14 protein-coding genes are annotated in these 18,390 nt (G+C 72.2%); 5 read left to right on the top strand and 9 right to left on the bottom strand.

Going from position 1 to position 18,390, the window contains the following annotated elements:
- Positions 1–63 precede the first annotated feature (63 nt).
- The 3 genes from ACWCPW_RS22845 to ACWCPW_RS22835 all read left to right on the top strand — a co-directional run bounded on the left by ACWCPW_RS22845 (position 64) and on the right by ACWCPW_RS22835 (position 2,925).
- Positions 64–1,143 (top strand): LuxR C-terminal-related transcriptional regulator, encoded by a 1,080-nt coding sequence (locus ACWCPW_RS22845; RefSeq protein WP_449763449.1) that lies wholly within the window; start codon positions 64–66, stop codon positions 1,141–1,143.
- A gap of 202 nt (positions 1,144–1,345) precedes the next feature.
- Positions 1,346–1,870, top strand: coding sequence for a pyridoxamine 5'-phosphate oxidase family protein (locus tag ACWCPW_RS22840; RefSeq protein WP_449763448.1), 525 nt, complete (start codon positions 1,346–1,348; stop codon positions 1,868–1,870).
- Between the two features lie 89 nt (positions 1,871–1,959).
- On the top strand, positions 1,960–2,925 hold the full coding sequence (locus tag ACWCPW_RS22835; RefSeq protein ID WP_449763447.1) for an ROK family protein: 966 nt from the start codon (positions 1,960–1,962) through the stop codon (positions 2,923–2,925).
- Between the two features lie 10 nt (positions 2,926–2,935).
- Here ACWCPW_RS22835 and ACWCPW_RS22830 read toward each other — a convergent pair whose 3' ends face one another.
- Genes ACWCPW_RS22830 through ACWCPW_RS22795 form a run of 8 tightly spaced genes read right to left on the bottom strand, consistent with a single transcriptional unit; the run spans position 2,936 to position 12,765 of the window.
- Complete coding sequence (locus tag ACWCPW_RS22830) at positions 2,936–4,489, bottom strand: GMC oxidoreductase (protein ID WP_449763446.1); 1,554 nt, start codon at positions 4,487–4,489, stop codon at positions 2,936–2,938.
- A gap of 60 nt (positions 4,490–4,549) precedes the next feature.
- Positions 4,550–6,028 carry a GMC family oxidoreductase N-terminal domain-containing protein gene (locus ACWCPW_RS22825; RefSeq protein WP_449763445.1) on the bottom strand — a complete coding sequence of 493 codons (1,479 nt, stop codon included), beginning with the start codon at positions 6,026–6,028 and terminating at the stop codon, positions 4,550–4,552.
- Positions 6,007–6,432, bottom strand: a complete 426-nt coding sequence (locus tag ACWCPW_RS22820; protein ID WP_449763444.1) for a hypothetical protein — start codon at positions 6,430–6,432, stop codon at positions 6,007–6,009. The genes ACWCPW_RS22825 and ACWCPW_RS22820 overlap by 22 nt, the downstream gene beginning before the upstream one ends.
- On the bottom strand, positions 6,429–7,844 hold the full coding sequence (locus ACWCPW_RS22815) for an aspartate aminotransferase family protein (RefSeq protein ID WP_449763443.1): 1,416 nt from the start codon (positions 7,842–7,844) through the stop codon (positions 6,429–6,431). The genes ACWCPW_RS22820 and ACWCPW_RS22815 overlap by 4 nt, the downstream gene beginning before the upstream one ends.
- The gene (locus ACWCPW_RS22810) at positions 7,841–9,232 is read right to left on the bottom strand and encodes an NAD(P)/FAD-dependent oxidoreductase (protein ID WP_449763442.1); all 1,392 of its coding nucleotides are present in this window, start codon (positions 9,230–9,232) and stop codon (positions 7,841–7,843) included. The genes ACWCPW_RS22815 and ACWCPW_RS22810 overlap by 4 nt, the downstream gene beginning before the upstream one ends.
- On the bottom strand, positions 9,229–10,206 hold the full coding sequence (locus ACWCPW_RS22805) for a glycosyltransferase family 2 protein (protein WP_449763441.1): 978 nt from the start codon (positions 10,204–10,206) through the stop codon (positions 9,229–9,231). The genes ACWCPW_RS22810 and ACWCPW_RS22805 overlap by 4 nt, the downstream gene beginning before the upstream one ends.
- Before the next feature lie 23 nt (positions 10,207–10,229).
- Positions 10,230–11,465, bottom strand: coding sequence for a DegT/DnrJ/EryC1/StrS family aminotransferase (locus tag ACWCPW_RS22800; protein WP_449763440.1), 1,236 nt, complete (start codon positions 11,463–11,465; stop codon positions 10,230–10,232).
- A gap of 46 nt (positions 11,466–11,511) precedes the next feature.
- Positions 11,512–12,765 (bottom strand): GNAT family N-acetyltransferase, encoded by a 1,254-nt coding sequence (locus tag ACWCPW_RS22795; RefSeq protein ID WP_449763439.1) that lies wholly within the window; start codon positions 12,763–12,765, stop codon positions 11,512–11,514.
- Between the two features lie 388 nt (positions 12,766–13,153).
- On the opposite strand from ACWCPW_RS22795, the gene ACWCPW_RS22790 reads away from it, so the two are divergent.
- A complete protein-coding gene (locus tag ACWCPW_RS22790) occupies positions 13,154–13,465 on the top strand; it encodes a hypothetical protein (protein WP_449763438.1) in 312 nt (103 codons plus the stop codon).
- A gap of 133 nt (positions 13,466–13,598) precedes the next feature.
- Positions 13,599–16,781, top strand: coding sequence for an amino acid adenylation domain-containing protein (locus ACWCPW_RS22785; protein WP_449763437.1), 3,183 nt, complete (start codon positions 13,599–13,601; stop codon positions 16,779–16,781).
- 68 nt (positions 16,782–16,849) lie between these two features.
- Here ACWCPW_RS22785 and ACWCPW_RS22780 read toward each other — a convergent pair whose 3' ends face one another.
- Complete coding sequence (locus ACWCPW_RS22780) at positions 16,850–18,070, bottom strand: hypothetical protein (protein WP_449763436.1); 1,221 nt, start codon at positions 18,068–18,070, stop codon at positions 16,850–16,852.
- Positions 18,071–18,390 lie beyond the last annotated feature (320 nt).

Here is an 18,390-nt window from a genome sequence, read left to right as displayed (position 1 = left end):
CCTCGAACGGGGGGTTTACGCCGGGAGAGGCCGGCGGACAGGCTGACCCGTGGAGGGATACCCATGAGCGAGCCACGCAGACCGGTGCCGTCGTTCGGCGAACGGGCCGTCGACGCCGTCGAGTTGTTTCGGATGACCTCGGCCGGGTTGCGGCGGCGGGTGCCGTTCGACTGTGCCGTGTGGACCGCCGCCGACCCCGAGACCGGCCTGATCACCGCGCCGATGCTGGTGGAGGACCTGGGCTCCGGCGAGGGCTGCGCCGCGTACTGGGAGAGCGAGCTCCTGGAGGAGAACGTCCTGCCGTTCCGCGACCTCGCCCGAGCGTCCGTACCGGCCGCCGCGTTGCGCGCGGCCACCGGGGACCTGCCCGGCCGGAGTACCCGTTTCCGACGCCTGTTGGCCAAGGAGGGTGTGCACGACGAACTGCGCGCCGTACTGCGGATCGGAGACCGGCCGTGGGGCCTGGTGAGCCTGTTCCGCACCGCCGACGCGTTCCGCCCCGACGAGACGGCGGTGCTCGCCGGCTTGTCCCGGCCGCTGGCCGAGCGGCTGCGCGGATTCGCCAGGCCGGCCGCTTCGGTACGCGGCACCGACGCCCCCGCGCCCGGCCTGATCCTGTTCGACGAGTCGGGGGAGGCCACCTCGATCAACGACGCGGCCCGGCAGCACCTCGCCCTGCTGCCGGAGGGGCCGTCCTTCCCGTCGCCGCTGGGTCTGCGGCTGCCCATCTGGGTGATCGGTACGGCCCTCCAGGCGCGGGCCGTCGCCGACGGGCGCGACCACGGCGACGCGCGCATCCGCATCCGGACCGCGGAAGGCCGCTGGCTGACCTGCCACGCCTCGTGCCTCACCGGCGTCGGAGGCCGCCCCGGTCCGGTGGCGCTGGTGATCGAGACCGCCACGCTCGCCGACCTGTCGGTCCTGATCGCCGAGGCGTACGGCATGACCTCGCGTGAACTCCAGATCACCCAGCTCGTCGCACGCGGGCTGACCACCGCCGAGATCGCCGCGACGCTGTTCATTTCCCCGCACACGGTCCGCGACCACCTCAAGACCGTCTTCACCAAGGCCGCCGTCTCCAGCCGGGGCGCGCTGGTGGCGCGGCTGTTCACCGAGCACTACTGGCCCGCCCTGTCGCGGTGAGAGGCCTGACGGGGTGAGCCGACCCGTCCGACGCCCGGTCGTGAGGCGATCAAGGATGTCCCTGACAGGATGTTGCTATTCCGCTTATCGAATGATGAGAAGGCTTTTATGGATATTGGTGCGTCATTACAGTGGCGGAAGGGTTCCGAGGTGCGGGCGAGATTCCGGTTCCCTTCCTTTTCCTTTCGTCACGGAGGCGCGAATGTCGTTGTCCGATGAGGATCTGTGTGAGATCGCGGCGGACGTCCTGCGATCCGTCCGCTACCTGACGCTCGGCACCGCGTCGCGTGACGGCGAGTCGTGGATGACCCCGCTCGCACACGCGTGGGACCACCAGGACGCGTTCTACTGGATGTCGGCGGCCGACTCCCGACACTCGCGCAACATCGAGGAGAACCCCGCCGTGTCGGTGCTGGTCTTCGACCTCGGCGCGACCGGCGCGGACCAGGCCCTGTTCGGCAGCGGCACGGCGCGGATGCTCGACGACGAGGAGACCGCGCGGGGGTGCGCGACGTACTACGAACGGCGATATCCGGATCCGGCCGTGCGGGCGCAGCGCGCGCGCCCGCCGGAGCACTTTCGCGGCGCCGCGCCGAATCGGCTCTACCGCGCCGAGATCGACGCGTATTCGCTGCTGCACCCGGACGGTCATCCCGTGCACCGCGGCCTGGTCAGCCACCGCGTCCCGGTGCCCTTCAGCACCGCGCGGCTGCGCGGCGCGCGGTGAGCCGCACCCGTCGCGGCCCCTTGTATCGTGACGGCGGGTCGCGCGCACCGGCGGCGACGGCGAGCGCCTGCGAGTGAGGGGTCGCGCACATGCGCACATTCGACGGCAGTGATGTCGTGGTCGGGCTCGATCTCGGAGGCACCACCTTCAAGTCCGCGCTCATCGAGCCGGACGGCACCCACGAGTTCGTCGGCCGGCACCGGCCCGAGCGCGCGGCGGGGCCGGAGGAGGTCGTGGCCGGCATCCTCGACCACGCGGCGGAGTCCGTGGCCGAGGCCACGCGGCGGGGCGCGGTGGTGCGTGCGGTCGGGGTCGCCTCGTGCGGAGTGGTGGACGAGGCGGCGGGAGTCGCCGTCTTCTCGGCGGCCTTCAAGTGGCACGACGTGCCGCTGCGCGACCGGCTCGCGGAGCGCCTCGGGCTGCCGGTGGCGCTCGGGCACGACGTACGGGCCGGCGGCGTCGCGGAGGCGCGGTTGGGCGCGGGCGTCGGGCACGACGTGTTCCTGTTCGTGCCGATCGGGACCGGTGTGGGAGCGGCCGTGATGATCGGGGGCCGCCCGTTCGTCGGGGCGCACTGGCAGGCGGGCGAGATGGGGCACATGGTCCTGCGCCCGGGTGGCAGGCGGTGCGGGTGCGGGCAGCGCGGGTGTGTCAGCACCGTGGCCGGCGGACCCGCCATGGCGCGACGCTACCGCGAGCTCACCGACGACGCCGCGGGCGGCGTCGACGCCGCCGACGTCGCCGCTCTCGCCGCCGCCGACGATCCGATCGCGGGTCGGGTGTGGGCCGAGATGGTCGACGCGCTCGCGGATACGTTGGCCGCGTCCGTGTCGATGCTCGATCCCTCCGCCGTGGTCCTCGGCGGCGGGATCGCCCGCTCGGGCGAGTTGTTGTCGCGCCCGCTGCGCGCGGAACTCGAACGGCGCCTGACGTTCCAGGTGATGCCGCTGCTGCTGCCGGCGCGCTTCGCGGACGAGTCGGGTTCGTTGGGCGCGGGGCTGCTCGCCTGGGACCTGTTGGCGGGGCCCGTGCCCGCGGGCCCCGCCGCGCGCTGAAGTCCCGTGCTCAGGCGGTGAGTTGGCCGTGTGCGGCGACGCGGAAGGCATTCGCGGCGATGGTCAGACCCGGATTGACCGCGGCCGAGGACGGGAAGACCGAGCTGTCCGTGATCCACAGGTTCGCCACCTCGTGCGCCCTGCCGAAGGGGTCGACCACGCTCGTGGCCGGGTCCTCGCCCATGACCGCCGTGCCGCACTGGTGGGAATTGACCGCCACCCCCATGCGTCGGGTGAACACGAGCGGATAGCCGGCCCGGCGCATCGCGTCGGTGGTGCGCCGGACGAGTTCGCGGTGCGGCGCGAGGTTGTTGGGCGACCAGCGCACGACGACGCGTCCGGCACCGTCCAGGGCCACCCGATTCGCCATGGTGGGCAGATCCTCGCTGGTCAGGTACAGGTCGACGCTGTGTCTGGCCACCTGCGCGAGGATCGGCTTCGGTACCGCGCGGCCGAGTACCCGGGCCATCGGTGCCTGGAGCTTGCCGAGTGTCTGTACGTTGCCCAGCGGGCCGTACCCGCTCTTCGAGTCGGTGTACCAGTCGTTGAGCCCGAGGGTCTTCTGGAACACGGTGTCGTTGCGTCGCCGCGGATCCACCGCCACCGCGAACGTGCTGTTGTGCACCATGTAGCGGGCACCGACGCGGCCGGAGCCGTCGGCGAGGCCCCGTCCCGGCGCCGGGCCCGAACGCAGGAGCAGGGCGGCCGTGTTGACCGCGCCCGCGGCGAGCACGAACCGGTGTGCGACGATGCGCAGTCGCCGGCCGTCGCGGGTGGCGAGCGCCTCGGTGACCCGGGTGCCGCCCGGGTCGGTCCGCAGCCGGGTCACGGTGGTGCGCGTGAGCAGTTCGACGTTGCCGCTCGCCAGTGCCGGGCGTATCGCGCACACGTCGGCGTCGCTCTTGGCGTCGAGCAGGCAGGGGAAGCCGTCGCACGTCGCGCAGCGCACGCACGCGCCGCCCGGGCGCAGGTCGATGCCGATCGGCATGTCGAACGGGGTCAGGCCCTGGGCGCGCAGCGCGTCCGCCAGGTGCGCGATGGCGGGTTCGTGCGCGACGCCGGGGAAGGGGTAGTCGCCGGACCGCCACGGATCGGTGGGGTCCTGGCCGCGGGTGCCGTGCACGTTGTACAGGCGTTCGGCGTCGCCGTAGTGGGGTTCGATGTCGCGGTAGCGGATCGGCCAGGCCGGCGACACGCCCTCGTGGAGTTCGACGGCCTCGAAGTCGTGTTCGCGAAAACGCGGCAAGGTGGCCCCGTACACCTTGGTGTTGCCGCCGACGTAGTAGTGCACGCCGGGCCGAAAGGGTTGGTGCGCACCGTCGTACCACTGCTCGTCGCTGCGGTAGCGGCCCTGGGTGAACACCGCCTCGGGCGACCAGTTCTCGTACTCGCGCGGCAGGAAGTCGCCGCGCTCGATCACCACGACGCGTGCTCCGCGCTCGCGCAGCGCGTAGGCCAGGGTTCCCCCGCCCATGCCGGAGCCGATGATCGCGATGTCGCAGCGCACGAGGTCGCCTTCGGGCCGCAGCAGCCCGGGCAGGGATGAGGTGGCGGTAATCGGCATGCGGGTGAGGTTCCTTCCGTCGTCGAGGTGGTGCGGCCGGCGCAGCCGGGTAGGCGCGGGTCAGCGCCGGACGGGGGCGGGCGCGAAGAGGTGGCGGGCGAGGATCTCGTGCGCGAAGGCCATGATCGTGCCCTGCGGGCTCACCCCGGTCGCGCCGGGAAGCACGGCGGCGTCGCAGATGTGCAGGTTGCGCAGGCCGTAGGGTCGGCCGTACGCGTCGCACATCCCGCCGCGGTCGGCACCGCCCATCGGGCACGAGGCCATCGCGTGCACCGAGACCAGGTCCCACCGGCGCGGGTCGGCGCGGGCCGCGAACGTGTCCACGTCGTCGACGCCGCGCAGCACCTGCCGCTCGGGGGCGTACACCTCCACCGCGCCCGCCGCGAACAGCACCCGCGCAGCCTGCTCCACCGCGAACCGCAGCAGGTCGCGGTCGCTCGCGCGGATGCGGTGGCACAGGAATCGGCCCCCGCCGGGCAGCGCGCGGATCCGCAGGGGCCCGGACACGCGCACCTGTGCGGTGTACGTCCCGACGCGGTCGATGTCGGCGAGCATGCCGTCGAGGACGTGCGGCGGGTGAGCGGCGAGTCCGGCGGCCAGTGTGCCGGGGGTCAGGTTGGCGGGCATGACCAGAATGCCCAGATCGGCGAACTCGCGAAGCTGGGTGGTGAAGATGGTCGCGTCGCGCGCCCGGACGGGCTCGGCGAAACGGGCGCTCAGGCGGACGTTGACGTGGAAGGCGGTGCGCCGGCCGGCCGTGCGTTCGTGGACGCGGCTGCGTTGCAGGAGCACGGGCGTGCACAGTGCGCCGGCGGCGAGGAAGACCACCTCGGGCCGGTAGACCAGGAGTCGACCGCCGGGGCCGACGGCGTGCACCTCGGTGACGACGCCGGCGTGGTGGACCAGGCGGACGGCGCGGGTGTTCGGGTGGACTTGGGCACCGCCGCGCCGGGCCTCGGGCAGGTACGTCAGGGCCATGCTCTGTTTCGCTCCGGTGGGACACCCGGTGGCACAGCGGTTGCTGTGTCGGCATCCCCGGATCGCGCGTCGGGCGCCGTTGGTGTGCCATCCCAGGGCGTCGGCCCCGATCCCGAGCAGGCGCGAGTCGCGGTTGGCGGGGGCGCGTTCGGGATGGGTGTGCACCGACAGCCGACGGGAGATCTCGCGGGCGTGCGGCGCGAGGTGCTCGGCCCGGTAGCCGTCGATGCCGAACCGCCGCGCCCAGCGGGCGAGCAGGTCGGCCGGCGGATGCCACAGCAGGCCGCCGTTGACGACGGTGGTGCCGCCGACGCAGCGCCCCTCGCCGAAGGCGATCGCGGGCCGGCCGTGGATCGGGGACAGGCCGGCGTCGCGGTACAGCCGGCGCATGTTCTCGGCCGGGGAACGTGCGGCGAGATCGGAGTCGGGCGCTTCGGGGCCCTCTTCCAACACGACGGGCGCGCGGCCCGCGAGCGCGAGTTCGCGTGCGGCGACCGCACCCCCGGCGCCCGAACCGACGACGAGGGAGTCGCACTCGATCACCGTGCGGCGTCGGTCCATGTCCGCTCCCGGGGATCGTCGTGCGTGGGGGCCGGGGGGAGGGGATCCCGCACGGCGGTCGGCAGCCCGTCCAGGCCGCCGTAGCAGGCGAGGGCGCCGCTCGCGCGCACGACCGTGCCCACGAGCGGCACCCGTTCCAGGCGCGCGGCTCCCACCAGCAGGACCTGCGCCGGCGCGCAGGCGAGGCGTCGTCCGGTCACGAGCCGAAAGCACAGCGGGACCAGGCGCAGCGCCAGGGTGAACGCGCCGCGATAGGGCGGTGCGAGCGCGGCGACGCTGCCGACGACATGCGTGCGCGCGGCCTCGGCGGCGGCCGGTTCGCGCAGCGGTGGATATCGCGCGGCCCACACGCGTTCGAGGCCGCCCGCGCGCAGCGCCCGCGCGGCCCGCGCGAGCCGGCTCACGCGCTTGCCCGTTCCTTCACGAACGCGGCCACCAGGCGCGCGGCGCCCTTGTCGAGCACGCTGTCCAGGGCCGCGAGGAACAGGTCGATGTCGCGGTCCTCGACGATCAGCGGCGGTGCGACGATCAACGGCAGGCCGTGGTTGGAGCCGAAGTAGGTGAGCACGTCGTGGTCGCGGTACAGCGCGCCGACCACGGCGCCCGTGACGAGTTTGGCGCGCAGTTGCGGGTCGCGCGCGAAGGACGCGGGGAGCAGGCGCACCAACCGGTCCAGGCGGGTCGGCGCGGCGTCGAGGAACACGCCGTGCAGCCCGCCGCGCCCGGTGGTGGCGGCGACGAGGGTGCGGTGCGTCTCGGCCAGTTTGGCCAGGCCCTGCCCGAGTCGCTCGCCGATGTGGCGGGCGCGCGCGGGGTAGTCGTCCTCGACCGCGATCGCGACGGCTTCGAGCGCGGTGACGGTCTCCTCGCCGAAGCCGTAGTAGGTGGTGCTGTGCAGTGTCGCGTCGGCCAGGTTGTCGTACGCCCGGCGGAAGAGCGGTTCGCGCGCGACGTAGCCGGAGATCGACGCCTTGCCGCCGCCGAAGGACTTGGACATCGTGACCACGTCGGGGATCAGACCCGGGTGGCGCATGAAGTGGAAGAGCGTGCCGGTGCGTCCCCAGCCGGTGAACACCTCGTCGAAGACGAGCACGATGTCGAGTTCGTCGCACCGACGGCGTACCGCGCGCAGGAACTCCTCGGAGCACTCGCGGACGGCGGAGGCGCTGAACGGTTCCAGGACGACCGCGTACACGTCGCTGCCCTCGCGCGTGCGGTGCCGGTCCAGGGCGAGTTCGAACGAGTCGATGTCGTCGAATCCGAAGTGGTCGGTGCCGGGGAGACGGGGAAAGGGGAAGTGCACCTCCGGGGACGCGGTCAGGCTGCCAGCGCCCAGGAGCTTGCCGTGGAAGGAGATGTCGGTGTGCAGGATCGTGCCGCGCCGGCCGCCGTGGTACTTGTACGCGAGCTTCACCGCGCCCTCGACGGCTTCGGCGCCGGAGTTCGGGAAGTAGGCGATGTCCAGGTCACCGGGCAGCAGCGTCGCGAGATTGTGCGCGAGCGCGGCCACGTAGGGGGAAAGGAAGTTCTTGTGCACCTCCATGGCCCGGCGGCGGGCGAAGCGCTCCCGGGCGGCGAGGATGCGCGGATGGTTGTGGCCGTGGCTCAACACGCCCACACCGCCGGTGAAATCGAGTACCCGACGGCCGTCGCGCAGGGTGATCCAGGCGCCCTCGGCGTGCTCGACGAGGTCACGGCCGAACCCGAAGGCGCCGATGAGCGACACCTGGCCGCGGCTGACGTGGCGGCGGTACAGGTCGTGGACCTCGTCGATCGACAGCCGCTCGCACGCCTGCGCATCGAGCAGTTCGCTCACGTGTCGCCTCCGATTCGTACACTTGCCAGGCCGGTGCGCCGGCGGGTGCGGGCCCGGTCCGCGATGAGCCTGCCCGCGTTCCTGCCCTGCCGTACGGCGTAGTTGGTGCCCCGGTCCTCGGGGAAGACCTGAGCCATGCCGGCCATGTACAGGCCGGGGATCTCGCATTCCACCTCCGGCACGACGCGCGAGTAGTTCGCGGTGATCACCGGTTGCGCGTGGTCCGCGCGCCACACGTGGTAGTCGTGTATCCAGGCGTCGCGAAAGCGGGGGAACATCCGACGCAGGTGCGGAAGGCTGTAGGCGAGCACCTCGGCGTCGCTCATCCGATACAGCTCCGCGTCGGCGGGCAGGTATTTGGACAGGTAGACGATGTGCCGGCCGCCGTAGCGCCCCGGGTCGTCGAAGTTGGTGTGCTCGATGATCCCCACGTAGGGGAAATCGGGGTCGTCGACGTTGAGCCAATAGGTGTCCGAGAGCGCGTGCGTGTTCTCCAGGACCAGGCAGATGTTCGCGAGATAGGGGATGTTCCCCAGTCGCCGGCGCACGGCGGGCACCGCGAGGTGGGCGTCGTCCTGACCGTCGAGCATGTCGGCGAGCAGGCCGGGCGCGGTGGTCACCAGAACGCGTCGGGTGGCGAGTACCTCGTCGCCCACGCGGACGCCGGTGACCCCGGTGTGGTCGACCTCCACGGCACCGACCGGACTGCGCAGGCGCAGGTCGACCCCGAGTTGGCACAGCCGCGGTCGCCACGCGTCGAACAGCGCGCCGCATCCGCCGCGCAGGTACAGCAGCATCTCGCGTCCGGACCTGCCCCGGCTGCCGCCGCGCAGATGCAGCTTCGTCCACATCCACGTCGCGCCCACCTGGGAGGCGTACGCGCCGAACTTGCCCTCCAGGAGCGGCTGCCACACCCGTTCGTAGACGCGCCGGCCGCCGATGCCCACGAGCCACTCCTCGGCGGTGAGCGCCTCCAGTTGGCGCCAGTGGCGTACGCGCGCCGCGCGCACCACCATCAGCCCCAGGCGCACACGGTCCGCGGGGGGCAGCGGCGCGAAGCGCAACACGTCCAGTGGGCTCGACAGACGGTGGATCGTGTTCGCGTGGTAGAAGCCCGTGCGGGCGGGGTGGCGCTCGATCAGGTGGGCGCTGCCGAGTTCGGTGAGCAGCCCGAACATGTCCTGGTCGGACTCGAACCAGTGGTGGTAGAAGCGTTCGAGGCGCCCGCCCGCGACGTCGAACGTGCCGGCCAGGCCGCCGACGCGGTCCTCGGCCTCGACCACCAGGGTCTTCAGGCCCGCGAGACCCAGTTCGTGCGCGGCGGCGAGTCCGGTGAAACCGGCTCCCACCACCACGACGTCGAATCGGCGGGGGCCGCGGGGGGTCACGACACCTGTCCTTCCGAGTCGGCGAGCACCGGGACGGGCTTGACGGCGGGTTGCGACACGCGCCCGCGGACGACGTACGCCGGGCGTCCACGCGCCTCCTGGTGGACCATGCGCAGGTACTCGCCCAGCACGCCCAGAAGCACCGCCTCACATCCGAACGTCCAAGCGGCGACGGGCATCGCTCGACGGCGCAGCACACTGGTGAGTGCCGTCCCGCCCAGCCACACGACGCCGACGGCGGCGGGCAGCCGCGCCGGGGCGGTACTGCACGTCATCAGGCCGCAGCGGGACAGGGCCGCCATCTTGCGCAGCGTGTACTTGGACCGCCCGGCCGAGCGCGGTTCGCGGCCGTATTCGACGCTGGTCTCGGCGTAGCCGGCCCAGCCGACGAGCCCGCGGATGTAGCTCGGGTCGCCGGGCAGCCCGGTCAGCGTCTCCACGACGGCGCGGTCGAGCAGGCGAAAGTCGCCCGTGTCCACCGCGACGGGGTGGTCGGCGAGCAACTCGAGCACGCGGTAGAAGGCGTACGCGGTGCCGACCTTGAACCGGGAGTCGCCGAGGCGTTCGGTACGCCGGCCCGAGACGACGGCCCAGCCCTGGGTCCAGCGCTCGACCATCTCGGGGATGAGCTCGGGCGGGTCCTGCAGATCGGCGTCGATGGTGATCACCGCGTCGCCGCGCGCCTCGCGCAGACCGGCCATGATGCCGGGCTGTTGGCCGAAGTTGCGGGTGAATCGCACCAGGCGCACGTGTGGATCCGCGCGTGCGACGCTGGTCAGGACGTCCCACGTGCGGTCGCGGCTGCCGTCGTCGACGAAGACGATCTCGTGCTCGGTGGCCTCCAGGGCCGCCAGCACCTTCGAGATCCGACGATGCGTCCGGGCGATCACCTCCTCCTCGTTGTGGCACGGCACCACGACGCTGATCAGCGGTGTGTGCGGCGCCGTGGGGGGCCCCGGGTTTCGTTGCGACACGATGCGTACTCCGCTCCGTTGGCTCAGCCCAGGACCGCGTCGACCGTCGCCCGGAACTTGTCGGCGGCGGCGGCGATGTCGTGCGGGCGGCTGAAGACGTCGACCCCGAAGTCGGCACCGAGGTAGGTGTCGGTGAGCCCGACCGTCAGGGCCACCGACCTGGCGAGCACGTCGTCGGTACGCGGCAGCGCGCCGGGGCGATACGTGTGCCCGCGCGCGGGCGACTCGACCGGCCGGAAGGGGCAGGACGGCTGGCGGGGGTCGGCGAGGGCGCGCAGCTCGGGCAGGCCGCCGTAGTGGTGCTTGGGCGAGTGCAGCAGGGTTTTCGAGCCCAGACCGGCGGCGACCTGGTCGGCCGCCTCGCGGTCGTCGAAGAGGTAGACCGCGACGGTCGCGCAGTTTCCGTCGACGTCGTGCAGTCTCCGCCGGGCGAGTCCGTCGCGCGTGCCGATCGCCTCGGTCAACTGCCGTTCGAGCGCGCGAAGGTGTGCCAGGACGGCATCCAGGCGGGCGAGTTGGGCGCGGCTGATGGCCGCGGTGAACTCGGTCATGCGCAGGTTCAGACCCAGCAGCACATCGCCGGGGCCGTCCTGGCGGCGGTAGGGGAACCAGCCGTGGTCGTGGAAGGAGTACGCGCGTTGGAACGTCTCGGGGTCCTCGGTCACGAGCAGACCGCCGTCGCCGCCGGTGACGACCTTGAACACGTTGAGCGAGAAGACCCCGACGTCGCCGAGCGTGCCCAGGCGGCGGCCGCGGTACCGGCCGCCGCACGCCTGCGCCGCGTCCTCGATCAGCACGAGGTCGTGCTCTCGCGCGATGCGCGTGAGCGCGTCCATGTCGCACGCCGCGCCGAGCATGTGCACGGCCATGATCGCGCGGGTACGCGGAGTGATCCGGCTCAGGACGTCCTCGGGGTCCAGCGTGAGTGATTCGTCGATTTCGGCGAGTACGGGCGTCGCACCGCTGTAGGCGACCGCGGCCAGGCAGGCGACGTACATGTATCCCGGCACGATCACCTCGTCCCCGGGACCGATGCCGAGGGCGGCGAGGGCGGCGAGCAGCGCCGAGGTGCCGCTGTTGAGCGTCAGGCAGTGGCTCGTCGCGAGCAGGTCGGCCGTCTCGCGTTCCAGCCGGCGGCACTGCGAGTCGTCGGACAGCGGTTGGGAGTGGACCGAGATCGTGCTCTGCCAGGCGTCGAGGACCTCCGCGATGTTGCGGCGTTCCTCGTCACCGAACCACGCGTACCCGGGACCGGGCATGCGAGCGCCTCCTCACGTCGTCTACGTGGCCGCCGACTCGCCCGGGTCAAAAGACCATCGGGCAGAACGGCGCGGGGTCGTGCCGGAACGCCCGCGCGGCCGCCCGCACCGCGCCGGCGCGGTGTTCGAGCACCCGGCCGGCCGCGGCGAGTTGCACGAGGGAGGTGCCTCCCAGATACACGGCGCCCAACTCGCGGGCCGAAAGGGACAGATCCGCCGGCGAGTCCGTGCGCGCGCACGAGGCGCCGTCCGTGCCGGTGTGCAGGCGCCAACGTCGCTGATTCCAGGGGCAGTCCGGATCAGTGAGGTCGAACACCAGGTCGATCTCGGCCGCGTATCCGCGCTGCGGAAGGGCACGTTCGAGGTCCACGACGCGGGTGTAGAGCTGGTCGCGCACAACGGGCACCGCGCTGCGCGGATCGGCCAGCAGGGCCAGGATCGGGTCGTCGACGGGCCGGTCGGCGATCACCGTTCCGGCCAGGTCGATGTCGAGCAGCGCACGCCACACGCTCGCGTACGCCAGGGGGTCCTCGGCGAACACCTCGCGCACGTGCACGTCGTAGCGCGGATAGGAGTCCACCCAGCGGGCGGTCAGCGAGTACAGGGCGTATCCGCGCGGCCGGCCGCCTTCGTCCGCGTCCTCGGCCAGCATGCACAACATGCGACCGGCGCCGCCGCGACGCTCGGGCAGGTCCGACAGGGCGCGCCGGGTCCACGCGTCGTCGCGGTGGAAGGTGCCGGGGCGTCGGTCCGGTTCGCCGTCGTGGATACGCGCGATGTGCGGGACGCATTCCGCGGGCTCCGCGACGCTTACCGAAAGCAGCGGTTCGGCGTGCGAGAGCGTCAACTCCCGTGCATGGCGCGGGATTTCCAGATGGACGGCGCGAGTGGCGCCGCCGAACCCGAAGCGGCCGTAGATCGCCGGTTCGGTGGTGTGCAGTGCGGCGACCGGCTCCTCGCCGCGTTCGTGCAGGCCGGCGAGTGTGCGCTGGATCAGGCCGCGCATCAGGCCGCGGCGCCGGTGGGTGGGGTCCACGGTGATGTAGCCGAGACCGGCGATCGGCCGACGGCCGCCCGGGACGCCCATGTCGAGCGAGTAGAGCGCGAGGGTGGCGCACGGCCGTCCGTCGCGGCGCACGAACAGCGAGCGCTTGGGCTCGAACACCTCGGCGACGACCGCCCGGTACGCGGGGGCGGCGTCGTAGCCGCCATAGGCGCGTGCCACGACGTCGGCGAATCGGTCCCAGGAATCCGGGACACCGAATTCGTATTCTTCGGTACGCAGGCGCGTCTGATCCACGAGCGGGCACACCTCACAGGCAGAGGGGGATGATCGAATCGATGTCCCGGCCCGGCGACATCGCATTCAGAAAGGCATGATTATCGGCTGCGGCCGATCGGGCAATTCGATCCGGGGCGCTCGACCGTTAGCCATGCTTCACACCGCACGGATGTACTGTCAAGGCTCCTCTTGCATTTCGAGAAAATGGGCCGGACGACGCCCGGTGTGTTTGCCGACGGGGGAATGATCGTCTCCGTGTGGAGATCGTTTATATCGGAGGAGATCATTCAACTTAATTCCTCGAAGATTGACTTCGGTGCCTTGTGATCTTCGGAACCGATCGCTGAGACTCGAGATCGGACGCCGCCGATCCGGTGCGCGTTCTTTCTTCGTCGAAAGGATCGACGTGACCAATCCGAGGTTTATCGCCGGTAATACGCCCGTCGGGGACTGGCAGCAGCACGTGGAAGAGGACAACGGCACCGGGATCTACATCGACGTGGACACCAGCGCGGGCAACTTCGCGGAGACCCCGGTGTACACGGCGAACCTGTGCGGCCGCGACTCGATGTGGACGACCACCGGCGGCAACACCATCTACACGCCCACCGCGAAAGGCTTTCGCATCTACGTGCGGTGGCAGGACGGACGGCCGCTGAAGGTGGACTACGCGGTCAGCCACGGCTGGTACATCAGCTGGGTGGCGACCGAGGTCTGATCCGGCGTCGGTGGCGGGAATCGTGGATCGATGCGCGTCGACCCGCGATCCCGCCCCCGCCCGGTCGAACACCGCGTGCCGCCGCACGCCCCGGCCCACGAAACGATGCGACAGGGGCTTCAACGACATGCGCATGTTGCGTGAGACACAGGTTGCACGGTTTCTCGGACGGGTCGTTCCGCTGCCCGCGGACCACACCGTCGTGGACCTCGTCGAGGCTCGGGCGGCGCTCACCCCGCACGCGCCGGCGGTGGAGTGGGCGGGCCGCTCCCTCGACTACCGGCGCGTGACGCGGGCGGCGAACGCGGTGGCCCGCGATCTGCACGACCTCGGTGTCGAGCCGGGTGATCTGGTACCGCTGGTCGCCCACAACGGCCCCGCTCTGCCGGTGGCGATGCTCGGGGTGCTGGCGGCGGGCGCGGCGTTCCTCCCGCTGGACGCGCGGTGGCCCGCGCCGCGGCTGCACGAGATGGTGCGCGCGTGCGCGCCCCGGGTGGTCGTGTCGATCGCCGCACCGGGCGAGCGGCCCGCCCCCGCGACGACATGGTCGACCGGCGAGGGCGGGCCCGCGACGCTCGTCGTCGACGTCGAGCGGCTCGGCGGAGCCGACGCCCGGGACCGCGGCGCCCGTCCGGGTCCCCGGGACCTCGCCTACGGCTTCTACACATCCGGTTCCACCGGAGTACCCAAGTGCGCCCTGAACGTGCACCGGGGCCTGCTCAACCGCTTCCTCTACATGACCCGACGTTTCGTCGACGACGCCCCGCACCGGGTGCTCCAGAACAGCCGGCACACGTTCGACTCGTCGCTGTGGCAGCTCCTGTGGCCGCTCACGCACGGCGGAACCGTCGTGATTCCCGAGCCCGGCCACATGCTCGACCTGACCTCCACCGTGCGCGTGATCGAGCGCCACCGGGTCACGATGACGGACTTCGTGCCCACGATCTTCAACGGCCTGGTCGAACTCCTCGACTCCGAACCGCGGCTGATACCGCCGCTGACCTGCCTGCGCCGGTTGTTGATCGGCGGCGAGGAGATCAACGCGCGTGCCGTGCGGCGCTTTCGGGCGATGCTCCCCGGAGTCGAGATCGTCAACACGTACGGTCCCACCGAGGCCGCGATCGGGTCGGTCTTCCACGACGTCAGCCGGGACGACCGCGTCCCGCTGCCGATCGGGCGGCCCATCGACAACACGTGGGCCGTCGTCCTGGACGACCGGGCACGGCCCGTCGAGCCGGGCGAGATCGGCGAGATCCACATCGGCGGCGCGTGTCTGGGCATCGGCTACCTCGACGACGCGACGCGCACCGCGGCGGCGTTCGTGGACAACCCGTTTCCCGAACTGCCCGGATCGCGCATGTACCGCACGGGCGACCTGGGACACCACGACCGGGACGGCGTGCTGTTCTTCGACGGTCGGCGCGACCAACAGTTCAAGATCGGCGGAGTGCGGGTGGAGTCCGCCGAGGTCGAGCACGCGATCGCGGCCCACCCGCACGTGCGCGAGGTCAAGGTGATCGCCCACGAACACGGCGGCGCGACGTACCTCGCGGCCTTCGTCACCGTCGCCGGCGCCACCTCGGGCGCCGAGCTGGCCCGGCACGCGCGTGCGGCGCTGCCGGTCGAACTGGTCCCCAAGCGGTTCCTGATCCTCGATCGGCTGCCGGTCAACGGCAACGGCAAAGCCGATCGCGGGGCCCTCGCGGACCTGCTCGTGCGGCCGGCGAACGAGGACGCGCGCGACCTCGATGCCGCCGACCCGCACGGGGTTCCCGCGCCCGGGCAGGAGCTGCCCGCGCTGCTGGAGCTGTGGGCACGCGTGCTGCCCGAGCCGGTCACCCGCACCGACGAGGACTTCTTCGACAGCGGCGGCGACTCGCTGAGCGCGCAGCGGCTCGCGCTCGCCGTGTCGGCCCGCTTCCGGGCCCGCTTCTCGGTGCGCGACGTGGTCGCGGCCCCGACCATCGCCGCACAACTGGCGCGATTGGGCACACTCGCCCACCCCGTCGGGCACCGGGCCGGAGCCCGGCACGCCGCCACGAGCGCCGGCGCCGCGTCCGGGGTGCGCGGGGACGTCGGCGGGCGGGTCGGCGCGGACCTCGTCCTGGACCCGGGCATCCGCGTGCGCGAGGCGCCCGAGGAACCGCCGCGCGTACGCCACGTGTTGCTCACGGGCGTGACCGGATTCGTCGGCGCGCACGTCCTGCGTGACATCCTGCGGCTGCCCGGCGTCCGGGCATACTGCCTGGTGCGCGCGCACGACGCGCGGGCCGCCCGGCGACGCGTCGAGGCGACCCTGCGGCACTATCGACTGTGGCGCCCCGAGTACGCGGCACGCCTGACGGCCGTGACCGGCGATCTGGCCGCACCCGGACTCGGCCTCGCGCCCGCGTACGCGGTGCGCCTCGCCGAACGCGTCGACACGATCGTGCACGCCGGCGCGCTGGTCAACCTCGTCCGCGGCTACACGGCCCATCGACCGGCCAACGTCTCGGGCACCGTGGAGATCCTGCGCTTCGCGACGGTCCACCACCCCAAGGCGCTGCACTTCGTCTCCACCCTCGCCGCACGTGCCGACCCGCCGGGTCCACAGGCTCCGCCGGGCGACGACCGGGTGCCCGAGGCGCCATGGCCGGCCTCGGCCGCGGCGAGAGGCGGTTACGGACACTCGAAGTGGGTCGCCGAACAACTCGTCCTGCAGGCCGCGCAGCGCGGCCTGCCGGTGGCGGTGCACCGACTCGGCGAGGTGATGCCCGCGACGGACACCGGCGTGCCCAACCCCGGTTCGCGCACGGATCTGCTCATCCGCGCGTGCCTGCGCGTCGGGGCGTACCCCGCCGACGCGGCCCTGTCCGTGGACTACACGCCGGTGGACGCCGTCGGCGCGCTGCTGACCGCGGCCGTCACCCGCCACGAACGCGGCTGGTTCCACCTGCTGCACCCGCGAGCCGTGCGACTGGGCACGTTGCTGGGGGAGTTCGGGGCCGCGTTCGCGTTGCGGCCGGTCGAGTACACGACCTTCCACGACCTGCTGGCCCGGACCGTGCGTACCGACCCCGAGGACCGCACACTCGCCGGCGCACTCGCCCTGCTGCCGGCGCCCGACACCGCGGGGCGGACGAACGGGCACGACCCCACGCGCGCCGGCGGGCTGGACGACGTCTTCCAGGACGGCACCACGCGGTTCTCGATCACGCGCGCCGAGGGCCTCGCGCGCCGGATCGGATGGCAGCCGCCGGTGATCGACGCCGCCGTGCTGGGCCGCTACATCCACTACCACCGCACGTTCGCGCGGGAAGGGAGCCAGGATCGGTGACGCGCGAACCGAGGCGCCGCGGGGCGCCCGGCCGATCGGGGGACCCCGACCGGCCGGACGCCGCCCGATCACCGGATCCGCGTGCCCCTCTCGCGGACCACGACATGCTCTCCGGAGTCGCCCACCGCGAACACCGGGGGCCGGGGACGGACCCATACGTGGGAGAACGGCATGTCGTACGCACCCACGCACCCCACCAGGACCAGATCCCCCGGCGCGAGCGACGCGGGCCCGCGTACCCCTCGGGCGAAGACGTCCTCCTCGTAGCAGTTGTTGCCGTACAGGTCGAACGCGTCCGTCCCAAACGGCACGTCGGCCGAAGCCCCGGCCGTCGACGGCGGATCGGCCCGCACGAACTCGATCGGGTGCGGGCGCGACTTGACCGTGCGGGCGAGGTTGGTGCCGGCGTCGAGTACCAGGAGGTCGGCGCCGTCGGGGCGCCGCTTGCGCACCGCCACGCGGGCGACGAGCACGCCGTGCTCCTCCACGAGGCTGCGCCCCGGCTCGATCACCAGGCGCACGTCCTCGGGCGGCAGACCGATCGACCGGCACTCCTCGGCGGCGCCCGCCGCGAAGTCCCGCCAGGGGGCGACGGGATCGGCGCTCTCGCGACGCGGGGGAAAACCGCCGCCCAGATTCAGCACGAACGGCTCGGCCGACGCCGCGGCCCACGCTCGGATCGTCCGCCGCCACATCCGCATCGCGGCGCGGTACGTCTCGGGGTCGCGCACAAGCGTGCCCACGCCCAGGTGCACGCCGCGCACCACGACGCCGGCGTCGGCAAGCAGCCGCCACGCGTACGGCGCCTCGTCGGGCAGCAGGCCGAAGCGCGACCACCGCCCCGAATCGGTGGGCACCGCGAGCCGCAGACACACGCGCGGCGCGCCGCCCGAATCGCGGGTGGCGGCGGCCAGGTGCTCGGCCTCGGACGACGAGTCGATCTGCAGACCCACGCCGCGCGCCACGGCGAACGCCGACTCGGCGGGGCTTTTCACCGGACCGTCGAAAAGAATGTCCCGCGGCGCGAAACCGTCGTCGAGCGCGGTCTGTAATTCGGGCCCCGAAACAACCTCGGCCAGTGCCCCCAGGGAACACAGCAGCCGTGTGAAGGCCACGAGCGGATTGCTCTTGTACGAGTACGCGAGAGAGAAGCGAGGAAAGTATTCGCGCCACGTCTTGTCCATTGCCACGAAGTCCCGTTCCACGCCGACGGGATCCACCACGTGGAACGGAGTCGGAACTTCGCGGGCCATCCTCTCGGCCGCGCATTTCAACCGGTCGTCGATCACGATCCCCACCTCCGGATATACCGCACGATGACGCCGTGCTTTCACCGTAGGGCACCGATCGGCAAGCGTCGATGTACTGCCGAAAACCGGCGACGGCCGGCGGAAACGGCGTCGCGGGGCGATGGCGGCTTGCCCGTCGCCGCGCGGGCGCGGGCGGATCGGGGCCGCGCGGACAAAGGGCGAAGGGAATCGTCGTCTTCGGGAATTCGCCCCTCGGCACGAGCGCCCGGTCCGTGCTCGCCCGGATCCGATCGGCCTGCCGCGTCGGCGCGCACCGCCCGGCCGGCCCGTGCTCGGCCGGGCTGCCGCGTCGCCGCCCA

It is taken from the genome of Embleya sp. NPDC001921 (genome assembly GCF_053594475.1).
This window is presented reverse-complemented; position numbering and strand designations above follow the sequence as displayed.